We start from the raw sequence: 24,617 nt of genomic DNA, 5'->3' as shown, positions 1-24,617 counted from the left end.
TCATGGCCGGCCCGCCTCGTCGTAACGCCCTGTGACGCGGCGACCGCGCTGAAGTTCAGTCGCTCAGGCTGGGCCTGCCTGCGCGCTCAGCGACTGCAGCCACGCCAGCGTGGCCTGCAGCTCCGCCGGACGGATCTCGTGCGCGCCCGGAAAGTCCGTGCCCGACAGCGCCAGCGGCAGCGTGCGCGCCAGTTCGCGCGTGGCCTGCGCCGCGCTCGGCGGAATCACGTTGTCGGCGCTGCCGTGGCTCACCCACAGCGCCTTGCCCTCGAAGGCCTCGGGCGGCGCGATATGCGGCACCACCTGCGACAGCAGCCGGCTGTGCCACACCATGGCGGCGCGCACGCTCTCGGGCCTGGTCAGCAGCAGCGACAGCGCCATGATCCCGCCCTGGCTGAAGCCGCCGACGATCACTCGCTCGGCAGGCACGCCCAGCTGCTGCGCGGCCGAAGCGACCATCTCGCCGACGAGAAAGCGGCTCTCGCGCTCCTGCTCCTCGTCGATGCGGCGTTCGCCGCCGGGCAGCACCTCGAACTCGAACCACGCGTAGGAGTCGGGCGACAGCACATAGGGCGCGCGCAGGCTCAGCACGTGAAACTGCGGCGGCATCATCCGCGCGAGGCCGAACAGGTCCTGCTCGTTGCTGCCGACGCCGTGCATCAGCACCAGCAGCCAGGGCTCGCGAACACCGGGTTGCGCGCCGTGCGCGAGGAATTTCAGGGGCAGGTGAAGCTGGGTCATGGTCCTGGACTTTTCTCTTGTCGTTCCTATCGGCGGAATCCTTCTGCCAGCGCACGGGTGAGCTCGGCCGCCGGAATCTCGCGGCAGCCGGTCGCGTTCTGCCCCGACCACAGCGGAGAGAAGTCGCCACTGCCCTTCGCCTCGGCCTTGGCGCGCAGCGGTGCGATGGCCGAGGTGGCCAGCGGAAACTCAGGAGCCGCCGAACCGATCGGGCCCAGGTCGCGCATCACGCGATTGACGATGCCGCGCGCCGGCCGCCCGGTGAAGAGATTGGTAAGCGCCGTGTGCCGCGCCGCCTCGCTCTTGAGCGCCGCGCGATGCAGCGCGCTGGTCGTCGCCTCGGGCGTCAGCATGTAGGCCGTGCCGATCTGCACGCCCGCCGCGCCCAGCGACATCGCCGCCGCCACGCCATCGGCATCGGCGATGCCGCCCGCCGCGATCACCGGCAGCTTCACCGCCTTGACCAATTGCGGCAGCAGCGCGAAGGTGCCGAGTTGCTTCGTCAGGTCGTGCGAGAGGAAATGGCCGCGATGCCCGCCTGCCTCCAGCCCCTGCGCGATGACCGCGTCGGCGCCATGCGCCTCGAGCCACAGCGCCTCTTCGACCGTGGTGGCCGAGGCCAACACCTTGGCGCCCCAGCCATGCACCTGCGCCAGCAACGCCTCGGGAGGCAGCCCGAAATGGAAGCTCACCACCGGCGGCCGGAACTCGGCCAGCAAGTCGGCCACTTCGGCGCTGAAGGGGTTGCGCCCCGGCCCGGCCGGAATGCTCGCGGCGTCGATGCCGTACTCGGCGTAGTAAGGCGCCAGCGCTGTGCGCCAGGTGGCCTCGCGCTCGGCGCTGGGCACGGGCGGCGTGTGGCAAAAGAAATTGACGTTGTAGGGCTTGTCGGTGCCAGCGCGGATCGCGGCGATCTCGCTGCGCAGGGCGTCGGTGCCCAGCATGGCCGCCGGCAGGGAGCCCAGGCCGCCGGCATTGCTGACCGCGATGGCCATCGCGCTGACCTGTATGCCGGCCATCGGGGCCTGGATGAGCGGAAGTTCCGTTCCGAGGAGTTGTTGCAGCGTGGTCATTCGAGGGCGCTCCTTCTGTTTCGTCGAATGCCGGCCATTCTCCGGCCAAGCCGGAGGTCGCCGCGGCGGCAGGGTCATCGCCCCGCTTCAGCTCACTCCTCGCTCGTCCACTCCACCTGCACGCCCAGGCTGCGCAGGTTCTCGACGAAGCGCGGATGCGCGCGGCGGATGGGCGCCGCGTTGCGGATCTCGGAGCGGCCCTCGATGCTGGCCGCCACCATGAAGAGCGCTATCGCCACGCGGATGATGTACGGGCTCTCGACCACCGCCGGCGTCAGCGGATTGCCGCCGAAGGTGATGAGCCGGTGCGGGTCGGACGAGAACACGTGCGCGCCGAACTTCGAGAGCTCGCCCGTCCAGCCCAGTGCGCCGTCGTAGACCTTGTTCCAGAACATCGCGTTGCCTTCGGCACGAACGCCCAGCGCGATGAAGATCGGCAGCAGGTCCACCGGGAAGTAGGGCCAGGGCGCCGCCTCCACCTTGGTGAGCACGTTGCTCGTGAAAGGCGTCTGCACCTTCAGCGGGCCGCTGCGGATGGCGCGCGACCAGCCTTCCTTGTGCTCGATCTGCACACCGAACTTGGCGAAGGTGCGGTCCAGCAGCGGAAAGTTCTCGGGCGCGCTGTTGCGCACGATCACGTCGCCGCCGGTGATGGCGCCCAGCGCGAGAAAAGTGGTGATCTCGTGGAAGTCTTCGTCGAAGCGGAACTCGCCGCCCTTGAGTGTGCCGCCGCCGTGCACCGTGAGCCGCGAGGTGCCGATGCCCTCGATGCGCACGCCGATCATCGACATGAAGCGGCAGAACTCCTGCACGTGCGGCTCCGAGGCCGCGTTGGTCAGCGTCGAGGCGCCGTCAGTGGCCGCCGCGCACAGCACGAAGTTCTCGGTGGTCGTGACCGAGGCGTAGTCCAGCCAGTGGTCGGTGGGCATCAGCCGGCCCTTGCTGCGCACCAGCAGCGAGCCCTCGGTGCGCTCCACCTCGCCGCCAAAGCGCTGGAACACCTCCACGTGCGGATCGATCTCGCGCACGCCCAGCGTGCAGCCCTTGACGTTGTCCTCCAGACGCGCCACGCCGAAGCGCGCCAGCAGCGGCGGCACCAGCATGATCGACGAGCGCATCTCCTCGGGCAGCCGGTGGCGCGACGCGTCGAAGGCCGTCTCGCGGTGATGCAGCTCCAGCGTGCCCGTTTCGTGGTCCATGCGCACGTCGCTGCCCAGGGTGCGGAAGATGTCCAGGATCTTGCGCACGTCGGTGATGTCGGGCACCCCATGCAGGCGCAGCGGCTCCCAGGTAAGAAGCGTGGCGCAGAGCACCGGCAGCACTGCGTTCTTGTTGGCGGAAGGGGTGATGCGGCCACGCAGCGGCGTACCGCCGTGCACGATGAGGTTGGACATGGAGAAGAGCGCGCGAGAAGGCGGGAAAGCGACCGGGTGGAGGCGGCAGGAAAAGGTTCGGCAATAGTCCGAAACGGGAGACAGGACTTTACCGTCTGAAAGCGGCATGAACGGGGCCGAAGTTGTAAGAACTTCAACGCTGGAGCCGTTCAAATAACAATTCTTTCGCGTTACATCGAGCAAATTCCAGCGCACCTGATGGTCACGCCGGGCGCCGCCTACGCACCGAACAGCAGGGTCGCCAGCATCCAGGCCGCCCACAGAGCTGCATAACCGGCAGCCAACAGCACGCACCCGAAGGCAATGGCGTACGCGATGCGGCGGCCGGCCGTTGGTGCGCCAGGCACGTGACGCCAATAGATCCAGACCGCCCAGCCCAAGAGAATCGCGCCCTCGAGGACAAGGGTGAGGGTCGGTGCAAACGCTCCCAGTGCGGAGAACGCCTTGGTCCCGATGAACCCTGCCAGCATCTCGACCAGAGGTGAAGCAATCGCCCAGAGCGCAATGTGCGAGCCAAGTCGCCAGCTCGGCTTCATCGCAGCGCCTCGCCCTTGAAGAAATGCAATGGCATGGGTTGCTCCCACCCGGGTGTTTGGTAGCCGACCACATGGACCGCCGGCACGTAACCCATCACGCTTTTGAGGAGCGCAGCCAAGTACGAGCTGCTGTTGTATTCGCCGGGATTCATCTTGTCGCCCCGCAGCTTGGCCGGAGGACGATAGGGTGAGACATAGCTTGCAAAGTTGGTGGCACGAATCACCAACTCACGCGCGAAGGTCTCGCGACTCATCCCGGCCGGCGGATCGAGCGGAATCTTGACGATCACCCCGCCGGGCAACTCGTTGGTGTAGATGTTGGTCCTGATGCGCAAGAGATTGTGCAAACCTGCTTCCCCGAAGGTCGGCTGTCCATCGATCACAGTGATGCCGTTGTAGGCATCGTCAATGATGAGCGACAAATGCAGATCGGCGTAGGGACGCCCGATGTACCCCGCATACGTCGCAGCGATCCGTCCATAGAGCGTGAAGGTTGGCTCCGAGTGCTGTGCACGCCCAACTGTATTCATGTCTGTTGACATTGTCCTCCCTTGATTGGCCAGATACCCTGGCGATGCCCGGCGCATGGTATCGATTCGGGCATGTGCCGCCAGCCAGCCCAAAGCCCTCGCACCCCCACAACGTGTGTTTTTGCGCAAGTTGAAGCGCGTCGTGCTGACAATGAGGAGGAAGCCTGAGCCCCGGGGCGGCGCCCATTCGCGACGAACTTGTTACTCGCCCGCCCTGCCCTTGTCCAAATAAATTCGTTGCCTGCCGCCAGCTCTCGCTGTCCAGGCAACCTCGAAAGGACAAGACAAATGAACTCCTCCTACACCGGCGGCTGCGCATGCGGCGCGATCCGCTACGACATCCCGGCCGAGCCGATTTTCCAGAACCACTGCCAGTGCCTCGACTGCCAGCACAAGAGCGGCACCGGCCACGGCTCGTACCTGAGCTTTCCGCGCGGCGGCGCGAAGCAGACCGGCAACGCCACGCTGTGGGACATGGTCGGCGACAGCGGCAACGTCAAGACCCGCGCGTTCTGCCCCACCTGCGGCTCGCCCGTCTACATGACCTATGCGGCGATGCCGGACGTCATCACCGTGCATGCAGCGAGCCTCGACGACCCGGGCCGGTTCAGGCCGCAGGCGGTCACGTACGGCGTGCGGGGGCATGCATGGGACGTTCTCGACCCGGAGCTGGTCAAGTTCGAGAAGATGCCGCCGGGCAAATAAGAAAGCGCTCTACCCCGTCAGCGCCTCGCACTGGACTTCGATCCGAGCATGAAGAAGTCCCAGCGTCGCCGAGAGCAGCCGCTGCAGCGAGTTGCGATGGCAGGCATCGAAGAGTGGCGCGGGGTCTGCGTCGGACGAAGCGGCATCGCGCCGGTCTTCGTCCCAGCCGAGCAGTTGCACCAGCGTCTGCGCGCCCTGCACCACGTCGCGGGCATCGTTGAGGAATGCGGCCTGGCTTTGTTGCGAAGAATCGCCGAGCCGGTCGCCCTGAACCCATTCGAAAGGCTTGAACTGGGCGTCGGGGCGATAAGGCGTGCAAGTGCAGCGAGCGTCGGCGCTTGCCGCGTCGTTTGAAGAAGCATTGGCCATGAGTGGGCCTCCCAAGGATGTCGATTTGCAGAAACCGACGCACCCGCTGTCAAACGAGGGCGGCAGCTCGAACGGGTTGACAGACCGGGACATCCTTGCGGAAACCGGCAGGGCGCGAGCCCTCCCGTTCGAGCCGCCTAAAAATTAGGCGCAAACGAAAAAGCCGCAGACCAGTGCGGTGGCTGCGGCTCTCGTCGCAGGATGTCGGCGGGCTGTCAAACCCGGCCCCGCTCATCACGAGGCGGGGGCAATGTAAGCGCTGTCGATGGAAACAGTCAAGTTTGGGAGGTCAATGCAATTGCTGTTGAGTCGATGGATAAATCGACGAACCACGTCAACTAAGACACGACCGTCCAAGCGCAACGGCGATACAGCTAGCCATGTGCAGGCCGCTGAAGCCTTGCTTCTACCGCGCCGCAGGCAAATGAAGTATTTCAACGAGAGAGGCTTTACTCACTTCAATCTGAATCTGCGATGTCATATCCTGACGAGGCTCCTCACACTCTCTTTGAACAGGCATTTCTCAATGGCAACTTCACGCGAACGCCTCGCCGACCTTTTGGTTGAACCTAGGGAAGATCTTGATTGTGAGATAAAAAATTGGCTTGACCTGCAGGCTTCGAACGAAGATAAGGCGACATTCGCGAAAGCTGTGCTAGCCCTCGCGAATCACGGTGGGGGTTTCATTGTCTTAGGCCTCATCGAGACTGCCGGTGGCATCGTAGAGGCACAAGGGCGACCTGCCACGCTCGACGGCTATTCGCAAGATCTAGTTAACGGCATCGTCCACAACTACGCCGATCCACCATTTCATTGCGCCGTACACCTAATCGCGAACCCGGTCGGCTCTCTCTTTCCCATAGTCGTTGTTCCTGGAGGACATCGAATGCCAATTCGCGCCAGGAGGGCTGGCCCGAATGGAAATACCGTCTCGAACAACGCGATCTATGTCCGCAAACCTGGTCCGAGGAGTGAGACACCACAAAGTGCGCAAGACTGGGACGACCTTCTGAATCGCTGCCTGCGAAACCGGCGTGACGAGATGTTCGATCAGATAAGGGATCTGATTACCGGCGTAGTTCCACAGGTCGAGCAACCCGCCGCTCCAGCACGGCTTGATGAATGGGTGGGGTCGAGCCTCGAACGATGGACAAACCTTATTGCGCGAATTCCCACGGGTGCTCCCCCCCGAATGCCACATGGCTACTTCTACATGGCGTACGAAATAACCGGAGAGAGCCGACAGATTGCAATCGAGAACCTGCCAGAGGTACTCAGAGCCAGTGTTGTTCGACATACAGGTTGGCCTCCATTTTGGTACCCAACGCGCGCTGGAATAGAGCCCTATTTGTTCAATAACACAATTGAGTGCTGGTTGGGTGGCGATCCGCACACACCGGTGGAACAACGTGATGCCGCCCACTCCGATTTTTGGCGAGTTCATCCGGACGGATTGGCATTCCTACTGCGCGGATACCAAGAGGATGGAGAGGAGGTGCTAGGGACAGGGCGTGCGCCAGCCCCCCCTGCAACTGTCTTTGATGTCACTCTGCCTGTATGGCGAATAGGCGAAACGTTGCTACATGCACGCAGTCTTGCCGGTAATCTTTTCGACGGACCGACCACGATCAGGTTCGTTGCCCACTACTCAGGTCTATCCGGTCGATCATTGGCAAGCGTTACAGGTCGCCGCAATATTCGCGAAGGCCGTGTTGCTCACCAAGATGCCATCACGCTTTCAACGCATGTCGAAACCCACTCGATTGAAGCCAATCTGCCAGAGATCATTCATCCATTGCTGCGCCCACTCTATGCACTTTTCGATTTCTTCGACTTGCCGATGCAGTTGGTTGTTGACGAGGTTGCTCGAATGAGAAGCGGGAATTTCTAGACCGATCTACCAAGCATTGATCGATCTACTCAGAATCCGTCAATGAGTTTCACGAGCAACCGAACAACGAACGGCTCAGTTGAAGGCTGAGTTGCTCCTTCATTCCGTCCTGCCAACCCCAACAGTCAAACACGGAGACCCGGATGAGAAAGCTCAAGCTCATGGAGCACGTGTCGCTCGACGGCGTGATCCAGCCCTCCAGCGAGGACGGCTTCCCCTATGCCGACTGGACCGTGCCTTACCGGACTCCCGCCGGCCGGGACGAAGTGCTTGCCGCGCACGGCGGGCGCTTCGATCTGCTGCTGGGCCGGCGCACCTACGACATGTGGTCGGACTACTGGCCGAAGGCGCCCAGCGGCCCGATGGCGGATGGCCTGAATGCGGCCACCAAGTTCGTCGTCACCCATCGTCCGGAGAGCCTCGCGTGGGGACCGTTCGAAGGCGTCGGGCCGGATCTGGTCGAGGGCGTGCGGCGCATCAAGTCGCAGGCCGGCCCCAACCTTGTGCTGTGGGGCAGTTCCACGCTGACTTCGGCGCTGCTGGCGCATGGGCTTGCAGACGAAGTCCTGCTGATCGTCTATCCGGTGCTGGTGGGCACGGGCAAACGCCTCTTCGCCGAGGGGACGCCGGGGTGTTCCTTCGAACTCGCCAGCACCAAGACGACGCCGTCCGGCCTCCTTCTCAATACCTACAAGCTCGCCGGGCCGCTGCAGCCCGCGTAGCGAGTTGGACGGCGCGGGCCAACCCGCCCAGGCTGCGCAGCGACACCACAGGCTGGCGCGCGAGCAGCGAAGACTCCTCGGATCGATCTGGCTCATCTGCAGCCCTGAACGCGGCGGGCGCCGCTTCGGCGGCTGGCCACACCCATACGATTCCCATATGTCTGCCCGGCCAAACGGTATTGGACGAGGCCTCACCCCGGTTCGATGATTGTTCCGATGACAAGCCATTCGGGCAATTGAGCGCAGACGCACGCGGTGCGTGCACGTGATTCGGGCGCCATCTCTTAGAACAACGATGGAGACAACGGATGAAAGTTCGATTCCTGTTCGTGTGGATTGCCGCGTCCATGGGCCTGCTCTCCATCGGCATGTCCGACCAGGCCGAAGCACAGACGCAGACGCAGGCGGGCGACGCTTCCCATCGCTCGTCGCGGATCGTCATCGGCTATCCACCGGGTCAATCCGTCGACACGGTGGGGCGGTACCTGGCATCCGCCTTGAGCAGGAAGCTGGACCGCAATTTCTTCGTCGAGAACGTTCCGGGCCAGAGCGGAAGCATCGCGCTGGGCAACGTCGCCAGATCGGCCGGCGACCTGAACACGCTGACCTTCTCGGCATCTTCGGCGCTGGTCATCAATCCGATCCTCTTCAAGGCCGTGAGATACAACACCCTGAAGAACTTCGAGCCGGTCGCGACGCTCTACGACACCCCGCTGTTGCTGCTCGTCAATTCCAGGCTGCCGATTGATTCGGTGGAGTCGCTGGTCAGCTATGCGAACAGCCATCCGGGGGAGATCAGCTTTTCATCGCCCGGCGTGGGGAGCGTTTCGCATCTGGCCATGACGGAGTTCATCCGGCGTACCAGGCTGAAGTTCGTGCACGTCCCCTATCAGGGGGCCGCGCCGTCGCTGACGGCCCTTGCCGCAGGCCAGGTTCAGGTGACCTTCGAAGGGGTGGCTGCCGCGACGCCGCTCTTGCAAGGCGGCCGCATCAGGGCTCTGGCCATCAGCAGCGCGAAGCGGCTGCCCAAGCTCGAGTCGATTCCCACGGTCGCCGAATCGGGGCTTCCGGGATTCGATGTCGTGCCATGGGTCGGCCTGCTGACGCCCAGCGGTGTCGCGCCGGACAAGGTCGCGGAGATCTGGAACGCAGTGCAGGCCATCCTGCAAACCGACGAGTACACGGCCTTGATCGAGCAGGTTGGGGGACGGCAAGCGGTTCGATCACCGTCGGATTTCCGCAAGTTCCTCGAAGCGGAGGTTCCGCGTTGGCAGGAGTTCATCAAGGTTTCAGGAGTGACTGCGGAATAGGAAAAAGCTGTGCGAGCCGGGCCCGAGGTTCCGCTCGTGAATTGCATCGATAAATTGAATGGAGACAAGAATGTCATTGAACATTGCCGATGAAATGGCTTCACGCTGGACACCTGTCGAATCGAGCCCGGGCATGAAGCAAGCTCTCGAAGGATTGCCTTCGGGCTGGAAGACCCGTCGACTGGCCCCGTCGCTCGGTCTGGAGTTGCAGGATCTGTTTCTGCCGGATCTCGATGACGATGGCATCGCCAGGATTCGTGCACTGCTGCTGGCTTTCCGGGTGCTGGTCATCCGGCGCCAGCCTGTCTCCCCCGCGCAGCATGTGGCGTTCGCCCGGAAGTTCGGCGATCTCGAGACGCAGAATCCGCTGCTGGCCGCCAACGCGGATTTTCCCGAGCTTGTTCAACTCAAGGCTTCCAGGGAAAAGAAGGGAGCCGAAAACCTCTTTCACTCCGACACCGCGTTCTACGAGAAGCCCTCGATGGGTTCGATTCTTCGTTGCATCAAGTGCCCGGAAGTTGGAGGGGACACCATCTTCTGCAACATGGTTCAGGCCTATGCCGGGTTGCCGGAGGAGGTCAAGCGCAAGATCGACGGCATGGTGGCAGTCAACGACGTCAATGTCGCGTTGTTCAAGAAGATGGATCCGAACGAACGCGCCGCGCATCGGGACCGGCATCGCGCCGTGGAGCACCCGGTGGTGGTCACGCACCCTGAAACCGGGGAGTTGATCCTGTACGTGAACGAAATCCACACCACGCACATCGCCAACTACCGGGAAGTCCTGGGCTCGGATTGGGGCATGGATACCCCGACCCAGATTCGCGAATTGTTCGACCTGCTCGTGCGCCAGGCCAAGATCCCGGAATACCAGGTGCGCGTGCACTGGGAGCCGGACACGATCGTCTTCTGGGACAACCGGGCAGTCCAGCACTACGCGGTGTCCGACTACTACCCCTCGGAACGCCACATGATGCGCGCGACCATCATTGGCGATGTTCCGAGGCGGGTTCGATAGCGAACAGACAGGTCCGCCTCTGTTGCGGACATCGGCCCCGTCCGGAAGCGTTCGCTCTGCATCGAATTCACGACGTGCGCCGTGAAGCGCTCGCCGTCAGTCGCAGGTTCTGCACTGCCGCGCCCGCGGCCCCCTTCCCCAGGTTATCGAGAACCGCGCCCAGGACGATCTGACCCGTGCGCTCATTGCACGCGACGGCCAGACTCATGTCGTTCGAGCCGTTGTGGACCTGCGGGTCGAGCTCGGTCATCGGCACGGCCGACGACATCGGCAGCACGTGGACGTGCGCCGCATCGCGGTATCGCTGCGCAAGGCATTCGTGGATGCGCATGCCCGAGACACCGGAGGGAAGCATTCGCGCGTGCAATCCGATGGTGAGCACGATGCCCTGCCGGTAGCTGCCATAGGCCGGCACGAAGATGGGCCGCGCCGTCAGGCCGGCGTAGGCCTCCATTTCCGCCACGTGCTTGTGCTCGAGTGCAAGGCCGTAGACCTTCAGCGAATGCGCTGCCGCCCCGGCCTCGTGCGCTTCCGCTCCCGCCCTGCCCTGGCCCGAATAACCCGAGACCGCATGGATGACAAGCGGATAGTCGGCGGGCAGAAGGCCCTCATCCGTCAACGGCCGCAGCAGGGCAACCGCGGCGGTGGGATAGCAGCCCGGATTCGTGACCCGCGTCGCCGAGGCGATGCGTTCGCCCTGCCGTGCATCGAGCTCGGGCAGGCCGTAGACCCAGCCCGGGCTGGTGCGGTGGGCAGAGCTGGCGTCGATCACGCGCACCGAAGGGTTCTCGATCATCGCCACCGCGTCGCGTGCCGCTGCATCGGGCAGGCAAAGGATGGCGATGTCGCACTCGTTGAGAGCGGCCCGTCGGGCAGCCGCGTCCTTGCGCAGGTTCGCCGGCAATGTGTGGATGCGGAATTCCCCACCCCGGAGCCGGTTCTGCAGGTCAAGGCCGGTGGTGCCCTGATCGCCGTCGATGAAGATCTTGAGGTCCATGGAGCGCGATCGTAGGCATCCGACCTCGATGGCTCCAGCTAAATATATGGAACCCGGAATTAAGAAAAGTTAAATTTGCGCCATGCGAGAACTGAGCCTCGACCATCTGCGCACCCTTGTCGCCATCGCCGACCTCGGCTCCCTGGCCAACGCCGCACGCGCCCTTCACCTGGCGGCACCTACGGTCACCGTCCAGATCGCCGAGCTGGAGTCGCGCCTGGGTGGCCAGTTGCTCGTTCGAGGACGGGGGCCCGCGCAGGCAACCGCCCTGGGAGAGCGCTTCATCGCGCGTGCCCGCAGGCTGCTGGCCGACGCGGACGAAGCGGTGGAGGACGTCAGACGCCAGCTCGCGGGCCAGACGGGCCGCGTGCGGGTGGGTGCCTCGACGGGTGCCATCGCGCATCTGCTGCCGCCAGCGCTTGGACGCCTCGCGCGCAACCATCCCGGCATCGACGTGAACGTGCAGGTGCTGACCTCCAACGAAAGCATGGCCCGGCTCGCCGCAGGTAGCCTGGACCTGGCGGTCGTGGCGCTGCCGCAGGCGCCCGTGCGGGGCGTCCATGTCACGCCCCTGCGGCGCGAGGCGGTCGTCGCCTTCCTGCCGGCGGACTGGAAGGCACCGAGGCGGCTGACTCCGCAGTGGCTGGCCCAGCAGCCGTTGATCATGAACGACTCCTCCACGCGTCTCTACAGGCTTACCGCGGAATGGTTCTCCGCGGCTGGCGTCCATTGCCGGCCACGCATCGAGCTCAACTACAACGACGCGATCAAAACGCTGGTTGCCGCGGGCTACGGAGCGGCGCTGCTGCCGGAGGAATCGCAACAGAGCGCGCGCGACCCTCGCATCGCCGTGCGTCCGCTCAGCCCGGCCCTGTGGCGGCAGCTCGGCCTCGCGGTCAGCGACCGGGGCGCCAGTGGGCCGACGCGTTTCGTCATGAACGCCTTGCTGCCTGAAAAGGGTTCAGCTGGCTGAAGCCTGAATGCCCGGTCAGGCGGGGATAATTCTGAATATCTTTGTACTCACCGCCCGCAACCGCTATCGCCATGCCTTCGGGAATCGGGTTTTCGAACATGCCGGCCACGCTTGACCAGCACCTGAAGCGGCAAAGGAGGCTGGGGCGCGTAATCCGGCTCAACCTCGGGCTGCAAATTCAAGCATGAACCTGCGACAGATCGAGGTGTTCCGCGCGGTGATGATCACCGGCTCCGTGAGCGGCGCAGCGCGGCTGCTTCACGTATCCATTCCTGCCGTCAGCCGGCTGCTCTCGCATACCGAGAGCCGGCTGGGCTTTCTGCTTTTCGAGCGCGTGAAGGGGCGCCTGCATGCCACAGCGGAGGCGCGGCGGCTGTATCTGGAGGTCGAGCAGGTCTACGGCGGCGTGCAGCGCATCGGCAGCCTTTCGCACGAGCTTGCGCTGCGGCGACGCAGCCTGCTGAGCATTCTTTCGAGCCCCAGCATCGGGCAGACGCTGGTGCCGCAGGCGATCGCGCAGTTGCGCAACGCCATGCCCGACGTGCAGGTTCATTTCCACTGCCTCACGCATGAGGCGCTGAAGGAACGCATCCTGCAGCAGCGGGCCGACCTGGGCATTTCCACCTTTCCGGTCGACCATCCGAACCTTGCGACGAGGCCGCTGGCGAGCAGCCGGCTGATGTGCATCTGCCCACGCAGCCATCCGCTGGCCGCGTTCGAAGAAGTCGGCCTCGACGAACTGCTGCCCCACGAGTTCATCGGCTATCCGCACGGCTCGCCGCTGGGCCTGCGCATCGACCAGATGTTCGAGACGCGCGATGCCGCGCCGCGCATCAGCGTGGAGGTCACCTCGCCGCAGTACGCCTGCTCGCTGGTGCATGCCGGGGCCGGCATCGCGCTGGTGGACGAGTACTCGCTGCAGGGCTGGCTCGGGTCGTCTTTCAAGGCGATACCGGTGCGCGACGCGCTGCCCATCGTGGCCGACCTGGTGTACCTGCAGACCGAGCCCCTGTCGCCAGCGGCGCAGGCGCTGCTGCGCGCATTGCACAGCGTGCTGCTGCAGCGCGGGCTGGCCTTGCCGCTCGCGGACGACGACGAGATCCTGCGCTGACGAGCCGGGGCGCCGCGCCCCCTTCTCCCTTCTTCTCCGCCCGCTGCGGCGGCCCTCATCCGATGCCTCGGCGCCCTGCCCCGGTGCAGGCGCGCGCGTGCGCACCACCGGAAGGCGGACCTTTAGCGTGTTGTTAAACCCGAGCGACAAATCGTCATTCGACGTCGTGGGCACCGCTTCGAATAATCGATTGCACCAGTCACACGGCTGCAACGAAGAAGGTTCAGATGACATCGCGCCCCGGCACTCCCCCACGTTTTCTCGGCCTTGCGGTCGCCCAGATGGGCCCCGTCCATCTGTCCGACAGCCGCGAGTCGGTGGTGGCCCGGCTGGTCGACATGCTGCGCCAGGCCCACAGCCGCGGCGCGGAGTTCGTGACCTTCCCCGAGCTCGCGCTCACCACCTTCTTTCCGCGCTACTGGATGAGCGAAGAAGAGGCCCATGAGCGCTTCTTCGAGCGCAGCATGCCCGGCCCGGCGACGCAGCCGCTCTTCGACGAAGCGCGCAGGCTCGGCATGGGCTTCTATCTGGGCTACGCGGAACTCACCGAGGACGGGCGCGGCTTCAATTCGGCCGTGATCGTGGGGCGAGACGGCAGCATCGCGGGCCGCTACCGCAAGATCCACCTACCGGGCCATTCGGAGTACAAGCCCGAGGCACCCTTCCAGCATCTGGAGAAGAAGTTCTTCGAGGTCGGCGACTTGGGCTTCCGCGCCTTCGACACCGACGGCGTGCGCATGGGCATGTGCCTGTGCAACGACCGCCGCTGGCCCGAGACCTACCGCGTGATGGCGCTGCAGGGCGCCGAGGTGGTGGTGCTCGGCTACAACACGCCCTCGCTCAACATCCACTGGAACGAGCCGACGCACCTGCGCACCACCACGCACCTGATCTCGCTGCAGGCCAACGCCTACCAGAACGGCATCTGGGTGGCGGCTGCAGCCAAGTGCGGGTCGGAGGACGGCCACCACATGATCGGCAGCTCCGTGATCGTGGCGCCCAGCGGCGAGATCGTGGCGCGCACGGTGAGCGAGGAAGACGAGGTCATCTGCGTGCGCGCCGACCTTGCGCTGGGCGCGCACTTCCGCGAGCACGTCTTCAACTTCGCCAAGCACCGCCGTCCGGAACACTACCGCCTGATCGTCGAGCGCACCGGCGCCGGAGATCCGCTGCCATGAGCGGGCAGCAGCACCCCCCATTCGCGCCGAGGGCGCTGGGCATCCTCGGCGGCATGGGGCCGCTGGCGGGCGCGACCTTCGCGCTGCGGATGGTGCAGCTGACAGAGGCTGCCGTCGACCAGGACCACATTCCGACGATCCTGTGCAACGACCCTCGCATCCCCGATCGTTCGAGCGCCATGCTCCAGGGCGGCGAGAGCCCGCTGCCCGCCATGCAGCGCGGCATCCGCCTGCTGGAGGCGGCGGGCGCCGGCTGCATCGCCGTGCCCTGCAACACCGCGCATCTCTGGTTCGACGACCTGAAAGGCGCGACCCGGCTGCCGGTGCTGAACATCGCCGAGGCGGTGGTGCAGAACCTGCGGCGCCACAGTGTCGTGCAAGGCAAGGTGGGCGTGCTCGGCACGCCGGCCACGCTGGCGCTCGGCCTGTACCAGCGAGCGCTGGAGCAGGCGGGGTACGAGGCGATCGTTCCCGAAGCTGACGACGTGCAACGCCACTGCGTAGCGTCCATCGCGGCGGTCAAGGCCGGGCAGATCGATGCCGCCTGGGAGCCGGCCGCACAAGGCATCCGCGCGCTGGTCGCACGCGGCGCGCAGGCCGTGGTGCTCGGCTGTACCGAGCTGCCATTGGCGGTTCCGCACCACCGGCGCGGCGAGTTCGACTGCGTGCTCACGGACTCCATCGACGCGCTGGCGCTGGCCGCGATCGCGCACTGCCGCCAGCAGCACTGAGGCTGCCTCCCCTTTTCGCCTCCCCTTGTCGCCTCTCCACTTCCACGAAAGACCCTTCCGATGATCCATCGCAAGTTCTCCCGCCCGATGGCCGTGCTGGCCACCGCCTTCGGCCTGCTGGCGAGCGCCGCCCCGACGTGGGCCGCCTGGCCCGACCGCCCCATCACCTTCGTCGTGCCCTCGGCGGCCGGCGGCTCGCCCGACGTGCTCTCGCGGCTGGTGACCAACGAGGTCTCCAAGTCGCTCGGCGTGCCGGTGGTCATCGAGAACCGCCCCGGCGCAGCAGGCAACATCGGCATCCTGCAGATCAAGAGCAAGCCGGCCGACGGCTACACCATCGGCTACGGCAACGTGAACACGCTGGCGGTCAACCGCACGCTGTTCAAGAAGCTGCCTTACGACGTGGACCACGACCTGATGCCGGTGGCGCAGGCCTTCGACCTCTACAACGTGCTGATCGTGCCCAAGGACTCGCCCATCCAGGACGTGGCCGGGCTGGTGGCCACAGCGCGCAAGCAGCCGGGCAAGCTGTCCTTCGGCGCCCCCGGCATCGGCACCACCGGCCACATGGGCGGCGAACTGTTCCGCAGCATGGCCGGCATCGACGTGCTCTTCGTGCCCTACAACGGCGGCCCCGCCGCGCTGCAGGACCTGATGGGCGGTCGCATCGACTACCTGTTCGCCAATTCTTCCGAAGTCGGCCCGCTGGTCTCGTCCGGACGGGTGCGCGCGCTCGCGGTGAGCAGCGCCAAGCGCATCGCGCTGCTGCCGAACGTACCCACGCTGGACGAAGCGGGCATCAAAGGCTACGAGACGGTGGCCTGGGGCGGCGTGGTCGCGCCACGCGGAACGCCGCGCGAGGTGATCGAGAAGCTCAACGCCGCAATCAACGCAGCGCTGGCCACCCCCAGCGTGCGTGAGGGCCTCGCCAAGCTCGGCGCCGTGCCGGCCGGCGGTACGCCCGCCGACTTCCAGCGCACCATCGACCGCGAAACCAAGCGCTGGGGCGAGCTGATCGAGCGCAACCGCATCGAGAAGCTCGACTGATGGCGGGCCTCGCGACTCCATCCGGGCAACAGCAGCAACAACAGCAGCAGTTGCTGCTGCGCGGCGGCACGGTGATCGACGGCAGCGGCGCCCCGCCGCGCCGCGCGGATGTGCTGATAGAGGGCGACACCATCGCGGACATCCTGCCGCCAGGCAGCGAGATCGCTGGCGCCGGAGTCGTCGAGCTCCACGGCCTGGCCCTGGCACCCGGCTTCATCGACTCCCACACCCACGACGACGGCTACCTGCTGGCGCATCCGGACATGGTGCCCAAGGTTTCGCAGGGCGTGACCACGGTGGTGACCGGCAACTGCGGCGTGAGCCTCGCGCCCGTGCCGCCCGGCAGCCCCCTGCCCCAGCCGCTCGACCTGCTGGGGCCGCCCGAGCTATTCCGCTACGCGAGCTTCTCTTCCTGGATGGACGCGCTGCGGCAGACGCCTGCAGCGGTCAACGTGATTCCCCTCGTGGGCCACGCCAGCCTGCGCGTGAGCGCGATGGACGACCTGCAGCGGGCCGCGACGCCGCAGGAATGCGACGCCATGCGGCAGCTTCTGGCCGAGGCGCTGGACGCAGGCGCGTTCGGCATGTCCACCGGCACCTTCTACCCGCCCGCGCAGCACGCCACCACGCAGGAGATCATCGACATCGGCGAAACCATGCGGGGCCGTGGAGGCATGGTCTACGCGGTGCACCTGCGCGACGAATCCGACCGGATCGACGAGGCGATCGAGGAGGCACTGGAAATCGGGCGCGCGCTGACCGCGCGCGTCGTGTTCTCGCACCACAAGCTGGCGGGCGAGCGCAACCATGGCAGGTCGGCGCAGACCCTCTCGCGCATCGACGAGGCCGGCGCGATGCAGCCTGTCTGCCTCGACTGCCACCCCTACCCGGCCACCTCGACCATGCTGCGGCTCGACCGCGTGCGGCTGGCGAGCCGCACGCTCATCGCATGGTCGAAGAACGAGCCGTCCGCGCAGGGGCGCGACTTCGCGGACCTGCAGCGCGAATGGGGGCTGGACGACGAGGCCATGCTGCAGCGGCTCGCACCCGCGGGCGCCATCTACTTCCTGATGGACGAGCGCGACGTGGAGCGCATCCTGGCGCACCCGCGCACCATGGTCGGCTCCGACGGGCTGCCCTTCGATCCGCATCCGCACCCGCGCCAATGGGGCACCTTCACGCGCGTGCTGTCGCGGCTGGTTCGCGACAAGGGCCTGCTCACGCTGGAAGCCGCCGTCCACAAGATGACCGGCCTGGCCGCGAGCAACTACGGACTGGTCGACAGGGGCCTGCTGCGCCCGGGCCTGCGGGCCGACCTGGTGGCCTTCGATGCGCAGCGCGTGACGGACCTCGCCACCTTCGACAACCCCGTGCAGGCAAGCCGGGGCATCGAGGGCGTGTGGGTCAACGGGCAGCGGGTCTGGGACGGGCAGCGCCCCACCGGCCTGCGGCCGGGCAAGGTGCTGCAGCGGCACTGATCCGGGACCTCCCTTTCTCTCTCCCTCCTCTGTTCCCCTCCTTCAAAACCGTCGAATCATGAACCCCAAGAAAATCGCCTTGACGTTTCTGACCGCCATCGGCCTCCTCGGAGGCGCCGGGCATGCCATCGCGCAGGCCCCGGCCAAGCCCAACGTGGTGATCCTGGCCACCGGCGGCACCATCGCCAGCCGGGGCGCCGACAGCCTGGCGCTCACCGACTACGGCCTGAGCAAAGGGCTGCAGCCCGTGGGCGTCGAAGCACTGGTGACTGCCGTTCCCGAGATCCAGAAGTTCGCCAACATCACGGGCGAGCAGATCTTCAATGTCGGCAGCTCCAAGCTGAGCATCGACAACTGGCTGACGCTGGCGAAGCGCACCAACGAGATCCTCGCGTCGAAGAACGTGGACGGCGTCGTCATCACCCACGGCACCGACACGCTGGAAGAAACCGCCTACTTCCTCAACCTGGTGGTCAAGAGCGCCAAGCCCGTGGTGATCGTGGGCTCCATGCGCCCCAGCACCGGCATGAGCGCGGACGGCCCGCTGAACCTGGTCAACGCGGTCGCACTGGCCGCGAGCCCCAGCGCCCGGGACAAGGGCGTGATGGTGAGCATGAACGAGGTCATCAGCAGCGCGTTCAGCGTGACCAAGACCAACACCACCAACGTCGCCACCTTCAAGAGCCTGGACGGCGGTGACCTGGGCTACATGCAGAACTCCACGCCCTACTTCGTCGCGCAACCGCTGAAGCGGCACACCGTGCACAGCGAGTTCGACGTGTCGAACCTGCAGAAGCTGCCGCGCGTGGACATCAACTACACGACCCTGGGCTCCGACGGCGTGCTGGTCGACGCCGCAGTCGCAGCCGGCGCGAAGGGCATCGTCAACGCGGGCGTCGGCCATGCGAACATGCCCGACGTCACGCTGCAGAGCCTGAAGGCCGCGCGCCAGAAGGGCGTGGCCATCGTCGTCGGGTCGCGCGCCATGAGCGGCATCGTGACCCCGGTCGGTCAGTTCACCGAAGCCGGCTTCGTGACATCGATGATGCACACGACGCAGAAGGCGCGGATCCTCCTGATGCTCGGTCTGACGAAGACGAACGATCCGAAGGAGCTTCAGCGGATGTTCGAGGAGTATTGAGCGATTGCAGCGGCTGGAGGCCGGCTCAGGTCCAGTTCGCCTCCACCCAGTTGCGCACCTTCGCCCACTCGGGCGAGTTCTTGATGTAGTTCTGCGTCGCGCTCACCAGCTCGCCGACGTTCTTGTAGTCGTCCAGCCCGAAGGGCTGGGCCAGCGGCACGTTGCCGCGCATGTAGTTGCCGCCGAGCAGCTGCCCGGCCTGGATCGCGGCCAGTTCGGCGGTGGCGTCCATGGTGAGGTTGAGCAGCGCAGTCGCCGGCACCGTGCCATCGCTGAAGGGCCACAGCCAGTGCGTGACGCCCCAGTCCAGCGGGTTCGACACCGAGCTTGGCGAAATGCCCACCGGGTTCACGCCGGTGCCGAGCGAGAGCATCAGGATGTCGGACGTGCCGCTCGCGTAGCCCTGGTAGATCGCCTCCACCATCGCCGTCATCGACGGGTTGTTGGCGAAGGTGCCGCCATCGGCGAAGTAGCCGTAGCTGCCCACCTGGTACGGAGGGAAGTAGGTCGGCGCGGCCGAGGTGGCCAGCGCGGCGTCCACCATGCTGATGCCGCGATAGGCATTGCTCGGTCCGTTGGAGATGGTGCAGGGCTCCCAGCTGTTCTGGCTCGGGTCCCACAGCCGCGCGGAGTTGACGGCCACGAAGCGGCTCGCCGACGACAGCGGGCCGCTGCCCACCAACTGCTGCGCGATCGACTGCAGGCCGGTGTTGACGTACTGGCACTCGAAGATGCCCGGGCCGCTGCCCAGCAGTTCTGCCGTCGACTGCGCCGGGGCCCTGTCTTGCTGCCTGGCCTGCGCTTCCAGCAGCCAGCCGTTGGGCTTGAAGATGGTGGCGCCGTCGTTCTCGTAGACGTTCACGATGTCGCCGATGGCCACGCCGTTCACGAGCCCGAGCGAGATCAGCCCGCCGGTGGACGTACCGGCAAAGCCGTTCGCGCCCGCGACGATGCCGAAGCTCTTGTCCAGGTCCTGGATCAACAGCGCCGTGATGACGCCACGAATGCCGCCGCCGTCGCAGCAGAGAATCTTGAAAGACATGCCGTGCTCCTTGCTCGAGTGGATGGATGGATGAATGGACGCAAGGCGCCCTCTTTCCATCGAAGGCGCCGGGACTTTCAATGCGGGGGTTTGCCGATGCGATGAAGTGATCGTTCCCCACGCCGAACGATCGATAGCCACGGATCTCAGGGCGGAATGTGGGTCAATTCGCGGGGCGGTGCATCACTTGAACAAGTGAGGTTCGGCCTCTCTACAGCAGTCTCCATACAAAGAAAGTCGTCATTCCTCCGCTTCGGCTTCGCGAGCGATTCAGCCTTCGCCGTTGCCGGGCAGCTTCGCGATCACCTTGATCTCGAACTTGAAGCCGTAAAGCCAGGTCACGCCGATGCCGGTCAGCGTGGGATGCGGCGCATCGCCCCAGAACTCCGGCACGATCTTCCAGGCCTTCTCGAAGTTCTCCTCGGGGTCGACGATGAAGACTGTGACGTCCACCACGTCGTCGAAGGTGCAGCCGGCGGCGCCCAGCACCGCGTTCAGGTTCTTGAATGCGAGCCGCACCTGCGCTTCGAGGTCGGGCTCGGGCGAGCCGTCCTCGCGGCTGCCGACCTGCCCCGACACGAACAGGAATCCGTTGGCGCGGACTGCGGGCGAATAGCGGTTTTTTTCGTAGAGCGCCTGGCGCCCGGGCGGGAAGACGACGTCGCGTTTGGCCATGGATGCTTTCCTTTCTCTCTTCTTCAATCAGTGAATGGATGGAATGAAAGGACTTTAGGAAAGCGCGCCTCGCCGATAAACGGGCAATGCCGACAATGACTGTTTGGGGAATCCAAACAATCGGCAACTCAGGAACAGCACCATGGACCGTTTCGACGCAATGCAGGCCTTCGCCCGCGTGGTGGAAGCAGGCAGCTTCACCAAGGCGGCCGAGACGCTTCACACGAGCAAGACCAGCGTGACCCAGCTGGTGCAGCAGCTCGAAGCGAGGCTGCGCGTGAAGCTGCTCAACCGGACCACGCGCAAGGTCGGCCTCACGGCCGACGGCGCCGCCTACTACGAGCGCGTGGTGCGCCTGCTGGCGGACATGGACGACGCCGAGACCAGCCTCTCGGGCGCGTCGACTTCTCCCAGAGGCCGCCTGCGCGTGGACGTGCCCAGCCCGCTGGCCCGCATGATCCTCGTGCCGGCGCTGCCCGCGTTCCACGCGCGCTACCCCGACATCCAGCTCGACATGGGCGTGAGCGACCGCATGGTCGACCTGATCGGCGAGAACGTCGATTGCGTGGTGCGCGGCGGCGAGCTCACCGACCAGTCGCTCATGGCGCGCCGCGTGGGCGACCTGCAGCTCGGCGTGTATGCGGCGCCCAGCTACCTGGAGCGCGCCGGCACGCCCTCCGATCCGCGCGAGCTGGAAGATACGCACCACCGCATCGTCGGCTTCCTGTGGTCGCGCAACGGCAAGACCTTTCCGTACGCCATGTACCGCGATGGCGAACGCATCGAGGTGCAGGGGCGGTACGTGCTATCGGTCGACGACGGCAACGCGTATCTCGCAGCGGGGCTGGCAGGCCTGGGCGTGCTCTGGCTGCCCGACTACATGGCGAAGGCGCACCTGCCCAGCGGCGAGTTGGTGCCGCTCTTCGAGGGCTGGAGCTTCGACCCGATGCCGCTGTACGTGGCGTTTCCGCCGAACCGGCATGTCAGCGCGAAGCTGCGGGTGTTCATCGATTGGGTGGCGGAGCTGATGGCGCTGCATGCGCCGGTTGCGGGCCGGAGCAATTCATAGCTCCAGCCATATCACCCGATCAGCCTTCACGCCACCGCACGGATGCCCGCTTTTGCCGCGCATTGATCGAGCAAGCGGAAAAGCTGGATGACTGCATTCCTGACGGCCGCCGGCGTCTGCGCAGTGGTCGATACCTTGGTCTGCCAATAGCGGCCACGCGCCAGCCAGTGCCGAAGATCGATGAGAGGCTTCACAGACCCCATCGCATTGACTGCCTGATCTTGAAGCGGCCCGGTGACATGCCCTCGGATGAACGCTTTCCAGGCGTCGAAGATCCCCTCGTCTTCCAAGGGAACCAGGAATTCTTGCGCCCGGCCGTTTCTCGCAATCTGGAGGCGAGTGGCCAGAAAGTCCTGGTCTTTCAATCGTGTCCGCAGATCGACCCTCAACCGCCCTTCGCACGCGGTCACCAGCCAGAGAACCGACGAAAGCTCCAGCTCCTTGGCAACCTGATCGAAATGCTCGACGACATCTTCACGTGTGCCGCCGATCAGCGCGGAAGAAAGCGGCGAGGGAGGAACGCCGGTCGCCCCGTTCGAAAGCCAGTTGAGGAACGCTGCCCGATGCGAATCGATGGCCGCGGCACACATCTGATACCACTCGAAGATTGCCTCTGGTTCCAGATAGCCCTGTCTGTTCGGAAAGAAGAGCACTACTCGCCCCGGATGCCTATGAGCTGGGCAAAGAGTTCGAGGAAGGTCTTGTCGTCCATCTCCGCAAGCGGCAAGGGCCGGCTCGGTGCCGTGACATGCCACTTCGCGTTTGTCTTGTACTCCCGGTCGCCCTGTCCATCCGGGGTCGCCAGGATCAGCCTTGCTGTGCCTTCGGGACCTAGAAGATCGATCCGGCCGACACCGCCGATGATCACGGAGCCAATCGGCTTCAGCACGACGCTTCGCCGCCCGATGGAAAGCTCCAGGGCTTCCGTTTCGTATTGGCCCAGGGATTCCTCGTGGATGGTTTGGGGGCGCCGACTGATTTGCAGATCCCCGGACTCCGCCAGAGGACGCAGGACTTCGCCAAGGTCACCGTAGAGTTTCTGGATTTCTTGCTGCCACCACGATCGCCGCGCAGACCAATCGACGGAATTCGCTTCTTCTTGCTCGGCGCGCAGCTTCTGGGCATTTGCCCTTATCAAATCCAATATCGCCGCCGAGTTATTGGTAGCCATCGGGCTCTCCTGAAATCTGAAATTGGGCATAGGCGGGCATTGTCTGCCGCGATCGACGCCATGCTACCGCGCCACAAGAACTTGCCCGCTTGCGCGTTAAATCCGGCACAACGCCATTGCCAAGAGCCATCAAGGCAGGCGCAGATCGGCGCGGGCGCTCTTCGTAGCCCTCAACCGGGCAGCCGCCGACCGATTAGCCTCCGCCACGCTCCGAAGCGCCCCGGCTCCGCCGAGCCCGAAGGGCGGCATGTTGACGTAGATGTTCTCGTAGGTGCCGGGCGACACCGCGTAGGTCTCGTGCCAGATGCCTACTGAGCCGTCAGTGCCGATGGCCTTGTTGAACGCTCTCCACGCCGGAAGGTGCTCGGCCTCCTTGTCCTTGGCGTAGGCCAGCAGCTGTTCCATGGAACGCCAGTACTGCAGCACGAGGATCGTGCGCGAGAACCACAGCTCGGCGTGAAGCAGGCCGCGCTCCGGCTGCTGCTGGAGCTCCTTGAGCATGCGGGGCATGGCGGCCGCGACGGGAAGCCATTTGTGCAGCTTCAGCGGCTGGTTGATGCGCATGCCGATGAGGAACACGACGAAGTCCCCTTCCAGCTTGGCGGTCAGGCGTTCTCTGTTGATCATGACGGGGCGTCCTCTTGTCCTCTGGCTCGTTGATGGTTGCGGCGAAGTCGGCCGGACTATGTCATCGCACCCTCGCCACAGCGACCGCCATGCGACGGAATGCCTGTACGCGGTGCCAAATGCGCCTACGCCGGGTAAACCCTCCCCACCAGAATCCGTAGAAATGACGGATCGGCGCAAACCGGGGCCCCGCCAGGGCGCGCGCCGGGAGAAAATCCATTGCATACAAAGGCATAACACCTCCCCAGCGCCATGAAGACACTCGACGAACTCTTTGCCAATGACGAGTCGCTCCCCACTGTTCCGAGGGTGGTCTCCGACCTGATGGAGATGCTGAGGGACGACGACGTGTCCTTCTCGGCGGTCGCTCACCGCATCGAACTCGACCAGGTGCTGGCGGCCAAGGTGCTGCAGATGATCAATTCGCCGCTCTTCGGGCTGCGGCGCAAGATTTCCTCGATCCAGGGCGCGATCCTGATGCTGGGGCTCTCGGCGATCCGCTCGGTGGTGGTGAGTTCGGGCCTGGCGGGCGCCTTCAGGAAGGTGGAAGGCGTCAGCCTTCCGGCCTTCTGGGCGCACAGCCTGCGCGTGGCTTCGGCTTCGCGGTATCTGGCTTCCAAGACCCGGCTCGTCGACCCCAACCTGGCCTTTACCGCCGGCAGCATGCATGCGATCGGCCACCTGATCATGGCCCAGGCGATGCCGGGCCGGATCGCCGCGCTGAACGCCCTCCATCCCTTCGAGGCGCTGGGGCGCGCGCAGCTGGAACTGGTCGAGTTCGGCTACCACTACGGCGACGTGAGCGCCTCGCTGGCGCAGCGCTGGGGCTTCGCGCCCGACCTGGTCGGCGGGCTTTCGAGCTTCGTGAGCCCCGACAAGTCGGTGCATGCCGACGCACTCGGCGGCGTTCTGCACCTGGCCGTGTGGCGCGTGGCGCTGGAGCGCCAGGGCGTGGACCTGGGCAATCTGGGCGGCGTCTGGCCGAGCCAGTCGGCCATCGCTGCCGGCATCACCGAGGACATCGTCCAGGAAATGCCTGCGCCGCGCGAACTGGCGGCGGAACTCGAATCGATGATCGCCTGACGACG

26 protein-coding genes are annotated in these 24,617 nt (G+C 65.3%); 14 read left to right on the top strand and 12 right to left on the bottom strand.

From position 1 onward, the window contains the following. Positions 1 to 63: 63 nt before the first annotated feature. The 5 genes from EJP67_RS11845 to EJP67_RS11825 all read right to left on the bottom strand — a co-directional run bounded on the left by EJP67_RS11845 (position 64) and on the right by EJP67_RS11825 (position 4,286). Positions 64 to 741, bottom strand: a complete 678-nt coding sequence (locus tag EJP67_RS11845) for an alpha/beta hydrolase (RefSeq protein ID WP_126021905.1) — start codon at positions 739 to 741, stop codon at positions 64 to 66. Between the two features lie 26 nt (positions 742 to 767). After that, positions 768 to 1,814: an NAD(P)H-dependent flavin oxidoreductase gene (locus EJP67_RS11840; protein WP_126021904.1), complete on the bottom strand. Its 1,047-nt coding sequence runs from the start codon at positions 1,812 to 1,814 to the stop codon at positions 768 to 770. Between the two features lie 92 nt (positions 1,815 to 1,906). After that, positions 1,907 to 3,208, bottom strand: coding sequence for a UDP-N-acetylglucosamine 1-carboxyvinyltransferase (locus tag EJP67_RS11835; RefSeq protein ID WP_126021903.1), 1,302 nt, complete (start codon positions 3,206 to 3,208; stop codon positions 1,907 to 1,909). A gap of 218 nt (positions 3,209 to 3,426) precedes the next feature. Then, positions 3,427 to 3,744 carry a hypothetical protein gene (locus EJP67_RS11830; RefSeq protein ID WP_126021902.1) on the bottom strand — a complete coding sequence of 106 codons (318 nt, stop codon included), beginning with the start codon at positions 3,742 to 3,744 and terminating at the stop codon, positions 3,427 to 3,429. Continuing rightward, positions 3,741 to 4,286, bottom strand: a complete 546-nt coding sequence (locus tag EJP67_RS11825) for a hypothetical protein (RefSeq protein ID WP_126021901.1) — start codon at positions 4,284 to 4,286, stop codon at positions 3,741 to 3,743. Before EJP67_RS11825 ends, EJP67_RS11830 begins: the two co-directional genes overlap by 4 nt. Before the next feature lie 276 nt (positions 4,287 to 4,562). Between EJP67_RS11825 and EJP67_RS11820 the strand changes: the two genes are divergently transcribed. Further along, positions 4,563 to 4,979 (top strand): GFA family protein, encoded by a 417-nt coding sequence (locus EJP67_RS11820; protein WP_126021900.1) that lies wholly within the window; start codon positions 4,563 to 4,565, stop codon positions 4,977 to 4,979. A 9-nt stretch (positions 4,980 to 4,988) separates the two neighbouring features. Here EJP67_RS11820 and EJP67_RS11815 read toward each other — a convergent pair whose 3' ends face one another. Continuing rightward, positions 4,989 to 5,348 carry a hypothetical protein gene (locus EJP67_RS11815; protein ID WP_126021899.1) on the bottom strand — a complete coding sequence of 120 codons (360 nt, stop codon included), beginning with the start codon at positions 5,346 to 5,348 and terminating at the stop codon, positions 4,989 to 4,991. A gap of 292 nt (positions 5,349 to 5,640) precedes the next feature. On the opposite strand from EJP67_RS11815, the gene EJP67_RS11810 reads away from it, so the two are divergent. The 4 genes from EJP67_RS11810 to EJP67_RS11795 all read left to right on the top strand — a co-directional run bounded on the left by EJP67_RS11810 (position 5,641) and on the right by EJP67_RS11795 (position 10,289). After that, positions 5,641 to 7,239, top strand: coding sequence for an AlbA family DNA-binding domain-containing protein (locus EJP67_RS11810; protein ID WP_126021898.1), 1,599 nt, complete (start codon positions 5,641 to 5,643; stop codon positions 7,237 to 7,239). 143 nt (positions 7,240 to 7,382) lie between these two features. Next, positions 7,383 to 7,961 (top strand): dihydrofolate reductase family protein, encoded by a 579-nt coding sequence (locus EJP67_RS11805; RefSeq protein ID WP_126021897.1) that lies wholly within the window; start codon positions 7,383 to 7,385, stop codon positions 7,959 to 7,961. Positions 7,962 to 8,269: 308 nt separating this feature from the next. Beyond that, a complete protein-coding gene (locus EJP67_RS11800) occupies positions 8,270 to 9,271 on the top strand; it encodes a Bug family tripartite tricarboxylate transporter substrate binding protein (RefSeq protein WP_126021896.1) in 1,002 nt (333 codons plus the stop codon). 70 nt (positions 9,272 to 9,341) lie between these two features. Beyond that, on the top strand, positions 9,342 to 10,289 hold the full coding sequence (locus EJP67_RS11795) for a TauD/TfdA dioxygenase family protein (RefSeq protein WP_165909619.1): 948 nt from the start codon (positions 9,342 to 9,344) through the stop codon (positions 10,287 to 10,289). A gap of 67 nt (positions 10,290 to 10,356) precedes the next feature. Here the strand turns inward: EJP67_RS11795 and argC are convergent, their stop codons facing one another. Then, positions 10,357 to 11,286 carry an N-acetyl-gamma-glutamyl-phosphate reductase gene (gene argC / locus EJP67_RS11790; protein ID WP_126021894.1) on the bottom strand — a complete coding sequence of 310 codons (930 nt, stop codon included), beginning with the start codon at positions 11,284 to 11,286 and terminating at the stop codon, positions 10,357 to 10,359. 82 nt (positions 11,287 to 11,368) lie between these two features. Between argC and EJP67_RS11785 the strand changes: the two genes are divergently transcribed. The 7 genes from EJP67_RS11785 to EJP67_RS11755 all read left to right on the top strand — a co-directional run bounded on the left by EJP67_RS11785 (position 11,369) and on the right by EJP67_RS11755 (position 18,945). Then, positions 11,369 to 12,259: a LysR family transcriptional regulator gene (locus EJP67_RS11785; RefSeq protein ID WP_126021893.1), complete on the top strand. Its 891-nt coding sequence runs from the start codon at positions 11,369 to 11,371 to the stop codon at positions 12,257 to 12,259. Between the two features lie 184 nt (positions 12,260 to 12,443). Next, a complete protein-coding gene (locus tag EJP67_RS11780; protein WP_126021892.1) occupies positions 12,444 to 13,370 on the top strand; it encodes a LysR family transcriptional regulator in 927 nt (308 codons plus the stop codon). 227 nt (positions 13,371 to 13,597) lie between these two features. Beyond that, positions 13,598 to 14,548: an N-carbamoyl-D-amino-acid hydrolase gene (locus EJP67_RS11775; protein ID WP_126021891.1), complete on the top strand. Its 951-nt coding sequence runs from the start codon at positions 13,598 to 13,600 to the stop codon at positions 14,546 to 14,548. Beyond that, entirely contained in the window at positions 14,545 to 15,279 is a 735-nt protein-coding gene (gene cuyB / locus EJP67_RS11770; RefSeq protein WP_126021890.1) for a cysteate racemase, read from the top strand. Before EJP67_RS11775 ends, cuyB begins: the two co-directional genes overlap by 4 nt. 60 nt (positions 15,280 to 15,339) lie before the next feature. After that, complete coding sequence (locus EJP67_RS11765; RefSeq protein ID WP_126021889.1) at positions 15,340 to 16,326, top strand: Bug family tripartite tricarboxylate transporter substrate binding protein; 987 nt, start codon at positions 15,340 to 15,342, stop codon at positions 16,324 to 16,326. Continuing rightward, entirely contained in the window at positions 16,326 to 17,804 is a 1,479-nt protein-coding gene (locus EJP67_RS11760) for an N-acyl-D-amino-acid deacylase family protein (RefSeq protein ID WP_126021888.1), read from the top strand. The genes EJP67_RS11765 and EJP67_RS11760 overlap by 1 nt, the downstream gene beginning before the upstream one ends. 58 nt (positions 17,805 to 17,862) lie before the next feature. Continuing rightward, positions 17,863 to 18,945, top strand: coding sequence for a type II asparaginase (locus EJP67_RS11755; protein ID WP_126021887.1), 1,083 nt, complete (start codon positions 17,863 to 17,865; stop codon positions 18,943 to 18,945). A 25-nt stretch (positions 18,946 to 18,970) separates the two neighbouring features. On the opposite strand, the gene EJP67_RS11750 is transcribed toward EJP67_RS11755, so the two are convergent. Further along, the gene (locus tag EJP67_RS11750) at positions 18,971 to 19,987 is read right to left on the bottom strand and encodes a patatin-like phospholipase family protein (RefSeq protein WP_126021886.1); all 1,017 of its coding nucleotides are present in this window, start codon (positions 19,985 to 19,987) and stop codon (positions 18,971 to 18,973) included. Positions 19,988 to 20,257: 270 nt separating this feature from the next. Then, positions 20,258 to 20,662, bottom strand: a complete 405-nt coding sequence (locus EJP67_RS11745) for a RidA family protein (RefSeq protein WP_126021885.1) — start codon at positions 20,660 to 20,662, stop codon at positions 20,258 to 20,260. Between the two features lie 142 nt (positions 20,663 to 20,804). On the opposite strand from EJP67_RS11745, the gene EJP67_RS11740 reads away from it, so the two are divergent. Then, complete coding sequence (locus EJP67_RS11740) at positions 20,805 to 21,731, top strand: LysR family transcriptional regulator (RefSeq protein ID WP_126021884.1); 927 nt, start codon at positions 20,805 to 20,807, stop codon at positions 21,729 to 21,731. A 26-nt stretch (positions 21,732 to 21,757) separates the two neighbouring features. On the opposite strand, the gene EJP67_RS11735 is transcribed toward EJP67_RS11740, so the two are convergent. The 3 genes from EJP67_RS11735 to EJP67_RS11725 all read right to left on the bottom strand — a co-directional run bounded on the left by EJP67_RS11735 (position 21,758) and on the right by EJP67_RS11725 (position 23,529). Next, on the bottom strand, positions 21,758 to 22,384 hold the full coding sequence (locus EJP67_RS11735) for a hypothetical protein (RefSeq protein ID WP_126021883.1): 627 nt from the start codon (positions 22,382 to 22,384) through the stop codon (positions 21,758 to 21,760). Continuing rightward, positions 22,384 to 22,902: a hypothetical protein gene (locus EJP67_RS11730; RefSeq protein WP_126021882.1), complete on the bottom strand. Its 519-nt coding sequence runs from the start codon at positions 22,900 to 22,902 to the stop codon at positions 22,384 to 22,386. Before EJP67_RS11730 ends, EJP67_RS11735 begins: the two co-directional genes overlap by 1 nt. Before the next feature lie 129 nt (positions 22,903 to 23,031). Further along, on the bottom strand, positions 23,032 to 23,529 hold the full coding sequence (locus EJP67_RS11725) for a DUF4188 domain-containing protein (RefSeq protein ID WP_126021881.1): 498 nt from the start codon (positions 23,527 to 23,529) through the stop codon (positions 23,032 to 23,034). Positions 23,530 to 23,781: 252 nt separating this feature from the next. Here EJP67_RS11725 and EJP67_RS11720 point away from each other — a divergent pair, with 252 nt between their 5' ends. Next, positions 23,782 to 24,612: an HDOD domain-containing protein gene (locus tag EJP67_RS11720; RefSeq protein ID WP_126021880.1), complete on the top strand. Its 831-nt coding sequence runs from the start codon at positions 23,782 to 23,784 to the stop codon at positions 24,610 to 24,612. Positions 24,613 to 24,617 lie beyond the last annotated feature (5 nt).

Source organism: Variovorax guangxiensis, from assembly GCF_003952165.1.
GTDB lineage: Bacteria > Pseudomonadota > Gammaproteobacteria > Burkholderiales > Burkholderiaceae_C > Variovorax > Variovorax guangxiensis.
The sequence above is the reverse complement of the archived record's forward strand: the minus strand, read 5'-3'. Positions and strand labels throughout refer to the sequence as shown.

What these genes read in the sequence shown, in the direction of transcription:
- EJP67_RS11845 (WP_126021905.1), bottom strand. Translation starts at nt 741, where the DNA reads ATGACCCAGCTTCACCTGCCCCTGAAATTCCTCGCGCACGGCGCGCAA.
- EJP67_RS11840 (WP_126021904.1), bottom strand. Translation starts at nt 1,814, where the DNA reads ATGACCACGCTGCAACAACTCCTCGGAACGGAACTTCCGCTCATCCAG.
- EJP67_RS11835 (WP_126021903.1), bottom strand. Translation starts at nt 3,208, where the DNA reads ATGTCCAACCTCATCGTGCACGGCGGTACGCCGCTGCGTGGCCGCATC.
- EJP67_RS11830 (WP_126021902.1), bottom strand. Translation starts at nt 3,744, where the DNA reads ATGAAGCCGAGCTGGCGACTTGGCTCGCACATTGCGCTCTGGGCGATT.
- EJP67_RS11825 (WP_126021901.1), bottom strand. Translation starts at nt 4,286, where the DNA reads ATGTCAACAGACATGAATACAGTTGGGCGTGCACAGCACTCGGAGCCA.
- EJP67_RS11820 (WP_126021900.1), top strand. Translation starts at nt 4,563, where the DNA reads ATGAACTCCTCCTACACCGGCGGCTGCGCATGCGGCGCGATCCGCTAC.
- EJP67_RS11815 (WP_126021899.1), bottom strand. Translation starts at nt 5,348, where the DNA reads ATGGCCAATGCTTCTTCAAACGACGCGGCAAGCGCCGACGCTCGCTGC.
- EJP67_RS11810 (WP_126021898.1), top strand. Translation starts at nt 5,641, where the DNA reads ATGCAATTGCTGTTGAGTCGATGGATAAATCGACGAACCACGTCAACT.
- EJP67_RS11805 (WP_126021897.1), top strand. Translation starts at nt 7,383, where the DNA reads ATGAGAAAGCTCAAGCTCATGGAGCACGTGTCGCTCGACGGCGTGATC.
- EJP67_RS11800 (WP_126021896.1), top strand. Translation starts at nt 8,270, where the DNA reads ATGAAAGTTCGATTCCTGTTCGTGTGGATTGCCGCGTCCATGGGCCTG.
- EJP67_RS11795 (WP_165909619.1), top strand. Translation starts at nt 9,342, where the DNA reads ATGTCATTGAACATTGCCGATGAAATGGCTTCACGCTGGACACCTGTC.
- argC (WP_126021894.1), bottom strand. Translation starts at nt 11,286, where the DNA reads ATGGACCTCAAGATCTTCATCGACGGCGATCAGGGCACCACCGGCCTT.
- EJP67_RS11785 (WP_126021893.1), top strand. Translation starts at nt 11,369, where the DNA reads ATGCGAGAACTGAGCCTCGACCATCTGCGCACCCTTGTCGCCATCGCC.
- EJP67_RS11780 (WP_126021892.1), top strand. Translation starts at nt 12,444, where the DNA reads ATGAACCTGCGACAGATCGAGGTGTTCCGCGCGGTGATGATCACCGGC.
- EJP67_RS11775 (WP_126021891.1), top strand. Translation starts at nt 13,598, where the DNA reads ATGACATCGCGCCCCGGCACTCCCCCACGTTTTCTCGGCCTTGCGGTC.
- cuyB (WP_126021890.1), top strand. Translation starts at nt 14,545, where the DNA reads ATGAGCGGGCAGCAGCACCCCCCATTCGCGCCGAGGGCGCTGGGCATC.
- EJP67_RS11765 (WP_126021889.1), top strand. Translation starts at nt 15,340, where the DNA reads ATGATCCATCGCAAGTTCTCCCGCCCGATGGCCGTGCTGGCCACCGCC.
- EJP67_RS11760 (WP_126021888.1), top strand. Translation starts at nt 16,326, where the DNA reads ATGGCGGGCCTCGCGACTCCATCCGGGCAACAGCAGCAACAACAGCAG.
- EJP67_RS11755 (WP_126021887.1), top strand. Translation starts at nt 17,863, where the DNA reads ATGAACCCCAAGAAAATCGCCTTGACGTTTCTGACCGCCATCGGCCTC.
- EJP67_RS11750 (WP_126021886.1), bottom strand. Translation starts at nt 19,987, where the DNA reads ATGTCTTTCAAGATTCTCTGCTGCGACGGCGGCGGCATTCGTGGCGTC.
- EJP67_RS11745 (WP_126021885.1), bottom strand. Translation starts at nt 20,662, where the DNA reads ATGGCCAAACGCGACGTCGTCTTCCCGCCCGGGCGCCAGGCGCTCTAC.
- EJP67_RS11740 (WP_126021884.1), top strand. Translation starts at nt 20,805, where the DNA reads ATGGACCGTTTCGACGCAATGCAGGCCTTCGCCCGCGTGGTGGAAGCA.
- EJP67_RS11730 (WP_126021882.1), bottom strand. Translation starts at nt 22,902, where the DNA reads ATGGCTACCAATAACTCGGCGGCGATATTGGATTTGATAAGGGCAAAT.
- EJP67_RS11725 (WP_126021881.1), bottom strand. Translation starts at nt 23,529, where the DNA reads ATGATCAACAGAGAACGCCTGACCGCCAAGCTGGAAGGGGACTTCGTC.
- EJP67_RS11720 (WP_126021880.1), top strand. Translation starts at nt 23,782, where the DNA reads ATGAAGACACTCGACGAACTCTTTGCCAATGACGAGTCGCTCCCCACT.